Consider the following 11,594-nt stretch of genomic DNA (forward strand, 5'->3'; position numbering starts at 1 on the left):
CGGCTATAGCTCCTGTAGCGCTGTCTCTACCTGAATCAGCTCTGCATCATTCCACAAGCGAATGGGGATGCTAAAGCCTTTAACCTGCACGTTAACGCCTTGACGGCTCACGCTAACAGGCTGCTTTGCGTTTAATTGCAGATTGAAATCGAAGTGCCCATCAAGCATATTGTATTGACTGGACTCATCCTTATTTACTAGGGAAAAATCACTACTATCCGCATGTAACTTGCTAAAGTGCATAATGCCATTATTCACATCAGCAGCAAAGCGTAAGCGCTTAAAGGGGGTGGTTTCACTCTGCTCAAAGCGCAACTGCTGAGAACCGGTGTCAATCATATGAGTCACATCATCCAACACTCGCTTCATGGAAAAACCATGCCACTTGCCCTCAGCACTATCAAGGCTTAATTGACCGTTTAAGTTTTGCAGTAATTCCTTTTCACTAAGGCCTTGTGTTGCTAGCGCCAAATCAATATCAGCGCGACTACTCAATAAAGCACGTGCTTTAAAGCCCTGTAGCAAGGATGCCATATCGACATCCTTGAGCTTTAAATCCACCTTGAGTGAACCATCATCTAAGGACATTTGACTATTAGCGGCAAGCTCACCACCAAAGAACTTAGCACGCAAGGCGTCGATTTTAATATCACTAGATGAGTCGAAAAATAAAGTCGCACTCAAGTCCTGAAAATCCAGACCACGATAGCTCATCTTGGCAATATCAAATACACCCACGCCACTTAAGCGTGCCAGAAGCTCTTGCTTTAAACTTAAACTTCTTGATTTGTTAGGCTTAGCGCTAGGAGCCTCCTCAACTGCTGCCGCTGTGCTAGTTTGATTCGCCGCTGCAGCCGCCTGAGACTTATCCTTCGCATCCGATTCAAGCATCAACGAGGCTAAGGGCAAATCAGAATCCACCCCGAGGATGTGATCTAATGCCAGTGATTCTGCACTTAATTTAAAATCGATGGAAGGCTTGGAAAAACTTTTTAGGGTGCCAGATAAATTCATGCGCTCCGCATCCATCACCGCATCCACATTAAAGTCCATCGAACTACTTCTTAAATCACCACGAATTGAGGCGATCACCGGCGCTTCTTGGAGCAAGTCCCCATCACTTAAGCGGAGTAAACCACGTAAGGCAGGATAACTAAACTCCCCACTCAGTAAATTAATGCTTAAAGGTGAACTTAAATCAATATCAATGGCTCGATTAGCCGAGGTCAGATACCGTCCCTTAAGCGTGTTTTCTCGTATTTTGAGATTGGAGGCAAGACCGCTAAAACCATCTAGCGAGACATTCACGTCCATGCTCTCCTCCCCCCTAAACTGCACGGTACCCGTCAATGGCTCAGCAGCCGCATCAAAGCCGGAGAGATTAAGATTAGGACTATTTAGCTCCCACGCCAAACTGCGTTTCTGATGGTCGGCGGTACTTCCCTTAATACTTAAATTTTTAGCCAATAACTGAGTGTCGATACGATTTAAACCAACCTCATCCGCACGCACATCGAGATCAATATGGGACAGCCGCTTCGATTCGTCTAAGGCATTTAAATTAAGCAACAAACGCAAGGCTTTGCCATGGGCATCACCAGCAAAATTATCCACACTGAAGCGACCGTTTAAGGCAGCTTCAGCTACGCGGTAGCCCTTAATCTGCCCCTGTAACGTCGCATCAATCTGCTCCACCTGATATATCGAAGCCACAGGTTCAAAACGCAAGCGACTGCGTACATTTAGGGTGGCATCATCCGTCGGGTGTCGAGCATCCAGCTTGGCATTTAAAGCCAGGGAAAAAGGCTCACCAAAGGTGATACGGCCAGTATGAATACTCATATTATCCAGGCTAAATTGACGCTTGCTGGCTTGATCCTCGACTAGCACCGTGCCATTTTCCAAGTCCAAACCGGCAATATCGATTTTGAACTCATTAGCCGCCATACGTGCGGCACGCTCGGCGATAGGCAACTCCTCGGCGGCGGCCTGCTGACGACGACGCGCCATATGCTCTTTATCAAAGTCGAGGGGCAGTGCATAAAAATCATCAATATTTAAACTGCCATCCGCATAGCGTACAATATGCGATTTAAAGCCATTGACCTTCACATGATCGACTAAAAAGCGATCAAATAAGAGAGGCCACAGCGCCACGGCAAAGCGCACCTCCTGCATGGAACTGAATTCAGTCTCAGCGTTTTTATTGGACAAGCTGACATCAGTCACACGCAGACCGATACGAGGAAATAGCGAGAGCTCTATCTCGCCGTTAATTTTTAAATCCCGCTCATAGCGCAGCTTAATCTCCTTAACCAGACGATCCTGATACACCTTAGGGTCAAAATTAAGTAAGAAAATCGCCCCACCCACAACTGCGGTCAATATCAGTAGCACCAGTACGATACCACTGCGCTTAAGCCATTTATTCATGAGTCATTAGACATTAAATAAGAAGTTAATCACGTCGCCATCATGCACCACGTAATCCTTGCCCTCGGCACGCATTTTACCCGCTTCCTTGGCGCCGCTCTCACCCTTGAACTGAATAAAATCATCAAAGGCAATGGTTTGGGCCCGGATAAAGCCACGCTCAAAATCGGTATGGATCACGCCGGCCGCCTGCGGAGCAGTATCGCCAATACGAATCGTCCACGCTCTCACCTCCTTGACACCAGCAGTAAAGTAAGTTTGTAGACCTAAGAGCTTATAGGCTGCGCGTATCACACGATTCAGACCCGGTTCAGCCATCCCCATATCCTCTAAGAATACAGCTTTGTCTTCATCATCTAGATCAGCGATTTCCGCCTCCACCGCCGCACACACAGCGACCACCTCCGCATTTTCCGCCGCAGCGTATTCCTGCACTGCTTGCAGATGTGGATTATCGCTAAAGCCGTCTTCGCGTACATTTGCCACGTAAAGCACCGGCTTCGCTGTGATAAAGCTAAAGCCCTTAAGCATGGCCAAATCATCCTCATCCAGATTCATACTGCGGATCGTTTTTGCCTCGTTTAATACGGGCACAATGCGTTCTAATAAGGCACAAAGCTTTTGCGCCTCCTTGTCGCCTGAGCGAGCGGTGCGTTGAGCGCGATCCAAAGCACGCTCAACTGAGGCCAAGTCAGCTAAGGCCAACTCGGTATTAATCACTTCAATATCGCCAATGGGGTCGACTCGACCGGAAACGTGAACCACATTATCATCTTCAAAGCAACGCACCACATGCGCAATGGCATGGGTCTCACGGATATTTGCTAAGAACTGATTACCCAGTCCCTCACCCTTAGAGGCACCGGCTACTAAACCGGCAATATCAACAAATTCAACGGTGGCGGGTAAAATACGTTGCGGCTTAACAATCTCAGCGAGTTGATTTAAACGCTGATCGGGCACTTCGACAATACCCACATTAGGCTCAATCGTACAGAAAGGATAGTTTTCTGCGGCAATACCCGCTTTGGTTAATGCATTAAATAAGGTTGATTTACCGACATTAGGTAAACCGACGATACCACATTGAAGTGCCATAGTAATCCTGAAAATTCATTAGATAACGATAAAGAATAATCCGCTATTTTAACCCTTAATACGCTTGGACACAGCGAAATCACGCTTTGTTCCTTTTAGAAAAAAGTGCTTTAAAAACCTCTACTTAGCTGAGCGGAATACCAGCTAGCTTGGCCCCAAGCAGCAATAAAACCGGGCCACCATTAAAAATCGCATGTAAATAAATCGCATTAGCAATGCCATAGCGGATACGCATCCACATCAGTGCGAGCCCAGAAAACCACTGCGGCAATACCATCGCCAACACAGCAACGACACTAATGTGCTCAAACTCATAATTGTAAATATGCATATAGGCAAAGCCAAAGACCAATAAATGCATCAGCCACACAAAAACGTGGCGATACAGCTTTAACACCTTAAAAGGTAAGCGTAGGCGCGCCTCAGCAGTGGTGAGACCGAGCCTTGGATACAGTTGCATAATAATGGCTAGCACCAAGATTAAGCCTAAGGTGCCAATCACCGTACCCTGCCGCAACAGCACAAAGAACATTAGTGGCACCAACCAAATCGCCACGACTGGTCTGCGTGCACTGTAGCGAAAGAGTATTTCCTCCACAATCGGTGCCCAAATCACCGCCAAAGGCACCATACTATAAGAAAATTCTAGCCGATGGGTCGCCCCAGCACCATCCGCTGCGACTAAGGCAATGGGCGCAAGTACTAAAATATTCACCGCCCACATAAAGGCCGCCCACTGTAATAAGCGCCGCCAAGGCAGATTTAGCTGCCAATCCTTAAACCAGCCGTCACCGCTACCCCGTCCATGACCGCGCCGGAAATCTGGCTTCACAATAAAGCGAAAAAAATCACGCATTTGCTCACGGAAACGCTCGGCTTGATGCGGTGCAGGGGGTCTTTTACGCCCCTGCGGTACTTGTGGTTGAGTAAATAAGGAATTCTGACTCATGCTAATCCCTATGCTTTAGGCTCTGCCAACAGCCGATTGGCCCGATCCTTATCGCCATCTAATAAGGCAGGGATTGCCTGTCGCGCACGGTACAAACACGCCACAATATGCTCATGATCCACCTTTGAGGGCATATGCAAGACAAAGTCAGCTACCCCTTGACTAAGATTTAAACTACGCGGATGACCAATACCGACGCGCAAACGCCAGTAATCGTTACTACCTAGCTTGGATTGAATATCACGTAAGCCATTATGACCTGCATGACCACCGCCGCGTTTTAATTTAATCTGTCCCGGCATTAAATCCAGCTCATCGTGCACCACCAACATACTTTGCACTGGTATTTTATAAAAATGGCTAAGCGCCTGTACTGCCTTACCAGACAGATTCATATAGGTGGCAGGCTTTAACAGGTAAATCGTCTCCCCGCCTCGTCTAAACTTCGCTACTTCACCGAAAAAGTTATGTTCTAGCTTAAAATCCGCATGAAAATCCTCGGCTAATAAATCCAGCATCCAAAAACCGGCATTATGCCGAGTCGCCTCATACTTAGCGCCTGGATTACCTAAACCCACAATTAAACGAATTGCTTCAGTCATTTATTTAAAACCACATAAAAAAACCCTTGCATGCAAGTTTAACGCATGCAAGGGCTAAGCACTATTGCCTGTCGAAATTATTCTTCGCTAGGCTTCTCAGCGTCAGCTTCTTCGCCTTCGGCGGCGTCTTCAGCCGTATCCTCTTCCTCAACCTGAGCGGCAACGATATGAGCCGTTGCAACCGTCTCAGTTTCAGGCGTTAGGAACTCAACGCCTTCAGGCGCTGTGATACTAACCACATCCAACACATCGCCATTTTTCATTTCGCCCAGATCAACAACGATTTCGGCTGGTAAATCACCTGGCAAGCAGCTAACCTCAATATCGTTAAGTACGATGTTGATATTAGCACCGTCAATCTTAACCGCAGGAGATTCATCTGCATTAATAAAGCTAAGTGGTACACGAGTCACAATCGCAACGTCCGCACGAACGCGCTGGAAGTCAACGTGTAATACGATAGGCTTATATGGGTGCCATTGAACAGCACGTAATAATACCTTTTGAGTTTTACCATCTAAGTTCATATCCAGTACAGAAGAACCGAAACCTGGTTTACGTAATGAGTGGTAAATCTCGTTGTGATCTAACTCAATGCTCTGGGCCTCACCCTTACCACCATAAACGATGGCAGGTACACGGCCGGCGCGGCGCAGGCGGCGGCTCGCACTCGAACCCTGAACGCTACGCGAAGTGGCTGAAAATTTCATAACAAACTCCAAAATAAAAAATACCTGATCAGTATCAGGCCTAATTAACGCCTATCGTCATCACTGACAATAAACGCTCGCTTAGCGCCGCGACCAGCGCCTAAGCTAAAAACCTTAAAATCACTTGCTGCTAAAATCGACTCACTGATGAGCTTAGTCCACAAATAAGGAGCTCACAGACTCAGCAGAGGCAATGCGCTCAATGGTTTCACCTAAAAGCGCAGCGGTAGAAAGCTGACGAATCTTAGCACATGCTTTGGCATCATCACGTAATGGAATCGTATCGGTCACAACTAAACCATCCAGGGCGGAATCAGCCACACGCTCAACCGCACCACCTGATAGCACAGGGTGTGTACAGTAAGCATACACTGCCTTGGCGCCACGATCCTTAAGTGCGGCGGCAGCCTTACAAAGCGTACCTGCGGTGTCGACCATATCATCCATCAATAAGCAGGTACGACCCTCAACATCACCGATAATATTCATCACCTCGGAGACGTTAGCGCGCGGACGACGCTTATCAATAATCGCTAAATCCGCTTCTAATTGCTTAGCTAGGGCACGGGCACGCACCACACCACCGATATCTGGTGACACCACTAAGAGATTTTCATAATTCTGCTTTGCAATATCTGCTAATAGCACCGGACCCGCGTAAATATTATCCACTGGGATATCAAAGAAGCCCTGAATCTGATCGGCGTGTAAATCCATGGTTAATACCCGATCCACACCAACACGCTGCAGCATATTGGCTACCACCTTGGCAGTAATTGCTACTCGCGCTGAACGCGGACGACGATCCTGGCGCGCATATCCGAAATAAGGGATAGCCGCTGTGATACGACCCGCAGAAGCACGTCGTAGGGCATCCACCATCACCATAATCTCCATGAGATTATCATTGGTCGGCGCGCAGGTCGGCTGCAATACAAAAACATCGCGACCACGGACATTTTCAAGAATTTCGACCATCACCTCCCCATCAGAGAAGCGACCTACTGTCATCTGTCCTAAGGACATATTTAAGTGATTGACAACATCAACGGCGAGACGAGGATTAGCGGTCCCCGTAAAAATCATAAAATGAGGGTGCTCGCTGGCTTGCTCGTGCAAATTAGGGCTATAGGTCATGACAATACCTGAGATTGTGTCCGCTAGAAAATTTTGGCACAAAAAAACCGTACTAGCTACAACCAAGAAAGGCACATAATCTGTGTTGAACTAGTCGTAAGCGTACGGTCAATCAAAAAAGCATAATCAGTGTGGCTGGGCTGGAAGGATTCGAACCTTCGCATGCCGGAATCAAAATCCGGTGCCTTAACCAGCTTGGCTACAGCCCAACACCTGAAAGATAAAATTATACATCGTTTTAAGATAAAGACAAGCGCTTTAAGGCTTTTTATCTAAAAGAACAAGGTATTTGTTTCAAAAGTGCAACATAAAGACGACATACCCTTGCCCTACGGCTATCAACTAGATCGCCGCTACGGCTACACAACGCAATGCCAAGCTACACAATAGCTCGGCCACAGCATCTGTGCGCTGTAGCAATTCAGCATAGGCTTGTCTTACTTGCGCCACCATCTCCTCAGCCTGCTGTGACGTCTGACACACCGCAAAAAACACGGAACCGGCCCCACTCATCCGCACCTCAATCCCTACATCACGCAACCATTGCACCATTGCCTCTAAGGCAGGGTGCTGCGTACGCGCTACAGACTCCAGATCATTATGCCCATAACGCCAAAGTGGCTCGGTTTCAGCCAGCGCCTTTTCAAGTTGCGCCACGCTCAGTTGCGACGTATCTCTTTTTAAGCGGGGATCGCGAAAAATACTGACCGTGGGAATGGCTAGTTTAGGCACCAACAATACATAATGCGCCCCCGCCAAGCGCTCCCTTAAGTCCTGCCGTAGCGGTGTAATACGCTCACCAATCCCCTCAACCAACGCTGCTTCTTGATACAGAAAAAAAGGCACGTCAGCCCCTAATTGCAAAGCCAAAGGCAACAACTCATCACGCCTTAGCTGCAAATCCCAAAGCTGATTAAGCGCCATTAAGGTCGCTGCCGCATCGCTTGAGCCACCACCCAAGCCTGCGCCGCTAGGGATGTTTTTCTGTAATGCTATCGCCACGCCCAAATCAGTGCGTCCCACCAGTTTTTTTAAGCCATGTGCCGCTTTAATCACCAAGTCATCGGCTTCCGCAATGCCGGCATTGTCCGTGAGACGACGAATTTGCCCATGCACATTAAGCTTGAAGCTTAAATGATCGTAGCATGCAATAGGCACAAAAAGACTTTGCAGCAGATGATAACCATCCTCACGTCTGCCCGTCACATGCAAAAAAAGATTCAGCTTGGCGGGGGTCTTGATCGTTAATGCACTCATCATGCCCTAGCGATCGACACTCAAACGCACACTAATACGCTCGGCCGGCTCATTGCGTAGCAAATGCATTCGCGTAGGGCCCTTGGCATCATACTCACTTAAGCTAATCTGCCAACCATTTTGTTCGGCCGTGAGTAAGCGCCCTTGCTCATCGTGCGTTACCCCCAGCGCTTGGGCCGTCGGCATTAACTCCCCTTTGACCCAATAGCGTATACCACTCACCGGCAAAGGGCGACCGTCTAGGACTCGTGCCAACAAATCATCCGGACTCGGTGCCACCATGCGCTGCCCAGCACTATTAATTAAGACCGATTGAAAACCACTGACCTCCACCCGGGCTAAGGTACTACCCAAGGGATTGGTCAGATCCAATACTAGATTGGTGCCAAGATCACGCCATACAAAGCCGCCTTGCACGGCGTCCTTATTGACTCCTTCGCGCTTATCAAAGGCCAATACCGCAAAGCGACCAATGCGTGTTTGCTCTGTTATCTGCTGTTGGTCCACGCTTGGCGTCACACTACACGCCGCTAACAGCGCCGTGGCAACTAAGCATAAACAAATAAACGCCTTCCTTGGGATAAACTGCATAATATTCCTTTGTGATTAATCAGGTGTTGTTGATGAGCTCGCTTCCTGCGGGGCGCCATCCGTCTCAACTGAGACAGCCGGCGCTGGCGGCTCGCTAGGGGTATAGCCCAAACGCTCAATCGTATCGATTAGTGTAAGATCCTCGGCATTGAGCTCATAACCCTTTTGTAAATACTCAAAAGCCCGGTCTTTATCACCCATTTGATAATAAACATCGGCCAAATGCGCTGCCACTTCGGCCATCGGCTCTTTAGCCCAAACCATTTCCAAATAGCTCTGCGCCAAAGCGAAATGCCCTAAGCGAAAATTCAGCCAACCGTAACTATCCTGAATATGTACACTATCCGGTGCCATCGCTAAGGCGCGCTCAATCAATTCCGTCGCCTCCGCTAAGCGGAGATCATTATCCGCTAACACATAACCAAGGCCATTATACGATTCGGAATCAAAAGGATCCTCCTGCAAAATCTGCTCTAATAAGGCAATGGCCTTATCCACCTCACCCATCTGCTCAAACAGCATCGCTTGGCTATAGCGTATAAAGAGATTATTAGGATAGTACTTTAGGGCTCGCTCAATGTATTCCAAACCCATCGTGTACTCGCCCCGATCCCGACTAAGCGCAGCATTCATCAATAAGGCACGCACATAGCTCTGCTCATCATCTTCGGGTTGAATTTGCTCTAATAAGGCATGCGCTTGGGTATAGCGTTTTAACTTAATGTAGAGGGCAGCCTGCTCAATTAAGGCATCATGCTGCGCTGCTGGCTCATCAATCAGTGTCAACTGCTCAATCGCCTTTTGATATTCACCTAAATCCTCATAGATTTTTGCCATTAAAAAATAGGCATCGGTCGCCGAGGCTTGAGCATTTGTCCGATCATCGGGCAAGGACTCACGGCGCTGCTCCTGCACTGCCAAGTACTGCCCTAAATACAGTAACGCATCCTGCAGATTTCCTGCTTGATAATCAACCTGGGCACGATAGTACAGTAAATCAAAGTCTTCAGGATTAAGCTCATTCATCTTAGCCAACTCTTCTAAGGCTAAATCGAACTTTTTATCCCGCGTCAACACATGCGCATACAATAAGCGTACCGCACGCTGCTCAGGATGGGCCTCAATGTATTGACTCACTAGGTGCAAGGCCTGTAAATTACGCGGTCCCTCAGAGAGCTGCAGGATACGCCTAGCCGCCATTGCGCTCACCTCGGGCGAGAGCGTTTTATCATGCAGCGCCCGTAATGCTTCATTCCATGCCATTTCCTCATCGTTAGCATACATCGCAAAATCCGATAAGAACACACTGATAAGACCAGGTGCGACCGCTAAAGGCTCAGCAATCAACTCCTGAAATATCTCCAAGGCCTTTTGCGGCTGATTCAGACGACCTAAAAACTCCGCCACCTCAGCTAAGGCCACATCTGGTGCAGCCACATTTAGGGCTAAGCGACGTTTTAACTCCTTGGTCAAGCCCTCATACTCACCCGTTTGGGCTGCAACAATTAAATAATTCAGATGAGCCTCTTCACTTTCATCATCCAAGCTACGCCATAAAGCCGCCGCTTCTAAGGCGCGCTCAGGCTCTTCCAGCATGGCATAAATGGCACTCGCCATCTTAGCCAGCTCTTTAGAACCCTTGGATTTTGCGAGCTCTAAGGCAATCGGTCCAGCAATATCATAGTACTCGTCCTCGATCGCCAAATGCATGATAGTGAGCTGATAAATATCCTCTACGCTCACATAGGGCTTTAATACAATCTCCCCCATCTCCTTTGGCGTTTTGAATAAGAGATTGGAATGACGTGCAGCAAAGGGAGCAGTATCAAGCGCTTGGGCGTAAAAAGGCGTCGCCAGACTACCTGCCTGAACAGAAAGTGATAGAGTAAGAAGCGTTAGTATTTTTTTAAGCAAAATCGAGTTGCTCCAACAAATAAACTAGTTTAATCACACATTATGCCAGAATTACCTGAAGTCGAAACCACGCGTCGCGGACTTGCACCGGCCATTGAGGGTCAACGCCTACAGAAGCTCAGCATTTATCAAGCACAGCTCCGTTGGCCCATTTTACCTGAGTTGGCAGAGATTTTGAGTGGTCAATTATTAATAAAATGTGAACGTCGTGGCAAGTACCTGCTCTTACACTTTGAAAGCGGTGTGTTATTAGTGCATTTGGGCATGTCCGGCTCCATGCGTCTATGCCACGCCGAGGAGTTACTGCGAAAGCATGATCATGTGATTTGGGATTTCGGTCATATTACCGTACGACTCAATGATCCACGCCGTTTCGGGGCAGTGGTCTGGCATCCTCATGGCGATGGACCCGTGTTAGCGCACCCCTTATTAAAGCAGCTAGGGGTGGAGCCTTTGAGTGATGATTTTACGATCGCGCATTTATACCAAGGCTTAAAGCGCAAGAAAAAAGCCATTAAAACGGCGCTGTTAGACGGCGATATCGTAGTAGGCGTAGGCAATATTTACGCCTCCGAAAGTCTTTTTTTAGCCAAGATCAACCCAAAGGTGAGTGCCCAATCGCTCTCCAAAGCTCGGGTTGAGCGCTTGCACGCTGCCATTTTAAGCACTTTGAATGCAGCGCTAGCCAGTGGTGGCAGCACCCTCAGGGACTTTTTAAACGCCAACGGTGAGCCCGGCAACTATTTTGAAATTCATGCCAATGTCTATGATCGGGAAAATCAGCCCTGCCATGTCTGTGGCACGCCAATTAGAAAAATCGTCCAGGGTCAACGCGCCACCTACTATTGCGTGAAATGTCAACGCTACTAAAACGTTCAACACACAAAAAACCCGGTAAAACTC

10 protein-coding genes and 1 tRNA gene are annotated in these 11,594 nt (G+C 48.1%); 1 reads left to right on the forward strand and 10 read right to left on the reverse strand.

Going from position 1 to position 11,594, the window contains the following annotated elements; translation table 11 throughout:
- Nucleotides 1–3 precede the first annotated feature (3 nt).
- The 10 genes from HMPREF3179_RS05920 to HMPREF3179_RS05965 all read right to left on the reverse strand — a co-directional run bounded on the left by HMPREF3179_RS05920 (nt 4) and on the right by HMPREF3179_RS05965 (nt 10,691).
- Nucleotides 4–2,433, reverse strand: a complete 2,430-nt coding sequence (locus HMPREF3179_RS05920; RefSeq protein ID WP_070470040.1) for an AsmA family protein — start codon at nt 2,431–2,433, stop codon at nt 4–6.
- 6 nt (nt 2,434–2,439) lie between these two features.
- Nucleotides 2,440–3,531 carry a redox-regulated ATPase YchF gene (gene ychF, locus HMPREF3179_RS05925; protein ID WP_018025841.1) on the reverse strand — a complete coding sequence of 364 codons (1,092 nt, stop codon included), beginning with the start codon at nt 3,529–3,531 and terminating at the stop codon, nt 2,440–2,442.
- 124 nt (nt 3,532–3,655) lie between these two features.
- Entirely contained in the window at nt 3,656–4,480 is an 825-nt protein-coding gene (locus tag HMPREF3179_RS05930) for a hypothetical protein (protein ID WP_070470042.1), read from the reverse strand.
- A gap of 8 nt (nt 4,481–4,488) precedes the next feature.
- Nucleotides 4,489–5,082, reverse strand: a complete 594-nt coding sequence (gene pth, locus HMPREF3179_RS05935; RefSeq protein WP_070470044.1) for an aminoacyl-tRNA hydrolase — start codon at nt 5,080–5,082, stop codon at nt 4,489–4,491.
- A gap of 77 nt (nt 5,083–5,159) precedes the next feature.
- Nucleotides 5,160–5,792 (reverse strand): 50S ribosomal protein L25/general stress protein Ctc, encoded by a 633-nt coding sequence (locus HMPREF3179_RS05940; RefSeq protein ID WP_070470046.1) that lies wholly within the window; start codon nt 5,790–5,792, stop codon nt 5,160–5,162.
- Nucleotides 5,793–5,945: 153 nt separating this feature from the next.
- The gene (locus HMPREF3179_RS05945; RefSeq protein ID WP_026156769.1) at nt 5,946–6,878 is read right to left on the reverse strand and encodes a ribose-phosphate pyrophosphokinase; all 933 of its coding nucleotides are present in this window, start codon (nt 6,876–6,878) and stop codon (nt 5,946–5,948) included.
- A 183-nt stretch (nt 6,879–7,061) separates the two neighbouring features.
- Nucleotides 7,062–7,138, reverse strand: a tRNA-Gln gene (locus HMPREF3179_RS05950).
- Nucleotides 7,139–7,271: 133 nt separating this feature from the next.
- Nucleotides 7,272–8,189, reverse strand: a complete 918-nt coding sequence (gene ispE, locus HMPREF3179_RS05955; protein ID WP_070470048.1) for a 4-(cytidine 5'-diphospho)-2-C-methyl-D-erythritol kinase — start codon at nt 8,187–8,189, stop codon at nt 7,272–7,274.
- A gap of 3 nt (nt 8,190–8,192) precedes the next feature.
- Nucleotides 8,193–8,777 carry an outer membrane lipoprotein LolB gene (locus HMPREF3179_RS05960; protein WP_070470051.1) on the reverse strand — a complete coding sequence of 195 codons (585 nt, stop codon included), beginning with the start codon at nt 8,775–8,777 and terminating at the stop codon, nt 8,193–8,195.
- Nucleotides 8,778–8,792: 15 nt separating this feature from the next.
- Nucleotides 8,793–10,691 carry a tetratricopeptide repeat protein gene (locus tag HMPREF3179_RS05965; protein WP_246824392.1) on the reverse strand — a complete coding sequence of 633 codons (1,899 nt, stop codon included), beginning with the start codon at nt 10,689–10,691 and terminating at the stop codon, nt 8,793–8,795.
- A gap of 42 nt (nt 10,692–10,733) precedes the next feature.
- Here HMPREF3179_RS05965 and mutM point away from each other — a divergent pair, with 42 nt between their 5' ends.
- Nucleotides 10,734–11,561 carry a bifunctional DNA-formamidopyrimidine glycosylase/DNA-(apurinic or apyrimidinic site) lyase gene (mutM, locus tag HMPREF3179_RS05970; RefSeq protein WP_070470054.1) on the forward strand — a complete coding sequence of 276 codons (828 nt, stop codon included), beginning with the start codon at nt 10,734–10,736 and terminating at the stop codon, nt 11,559–11,561.
- The last annotated feature ends 33 nt before the right edge of the window (nt 11,562–11,594 follow it).

It is taken from the genome of Oligella sp. HMSC09E12 (genome assembly GCF_001808505.1).
GTDB lineage: Bacteria > Pseudomonadota > Gammaproteobacteria > Burkholderiales > Burkholderiaceae_B > Oligella > Oligella urethralis.

Excerpts from the sequence above, each read along its gene's own strand:
- HMPREF3179_RS05920 (WP_070470040.1), bottom strand. The coding sequence starts at position 2,433 with ATGAATAAATGGCTTAAGCGCAGTGGTATCGTACTGGTGCTACTGATA.
- ychF (WP_018025841.1), bottom strand. The coding sequence starts at position 3,531 with ATGGCACTTCAATGTGGTATCGTCGGTTTACCTAATGTCGGTAAATCA.
- HMPREF3179_RS05930 (WP_070470042.1), bottom strand. The coding sequence starts at position 4,480 with ATGAGTCAGAATTCCTTATTTACTCAACCACAAGTACCGCAGGGGCGT.
- pth (WP_070470044.1), bottom strand. The coding sequence starts at position 5,082 with ATGACTGAAGCAATTCGTTTAATTGTGGGTTTAGGTAATCCAGGCGCT.
- HMPREF3179_RS05940 (WP_070470046.1), bottom strand. The coding sequence starts at position 5,792 with ATGAAATTTTCAGCCACTTCGCGTAGCGTTCAGGGTTCGAGTGCGAGC.
- HMPREF3179_RS05945 (WP_026156769.1), bottom strand. The coding sequence starts at position 6,878 with ATGATTTTTACGGGGACCGCTAATCCTCGTCTCGCCGTTGATGTTGTC.
- ispE (WP_070470048.1), bottom strand. The coding sequence starts at position 8,189 with ATGATGAGTGCATTAACGATCAAGACCCCCGCCAAGCTGAATCTTTTT.
- HMPREF3179_RS05960 (WP_070470051.1), bottom strand. The coding sequence starts at position 8,777 with ATGCAGTTTATCCCAAGGAAGGCGTTTATTTGTTTATGCTTAGTTGCC.
- mutM (WP_070470054.1), top strand. The coding sequence starts at position 10,734 with ATGCCAGAATTACCTGAAGTCGAAACCACGCGTCGCGGACTTGCACCG.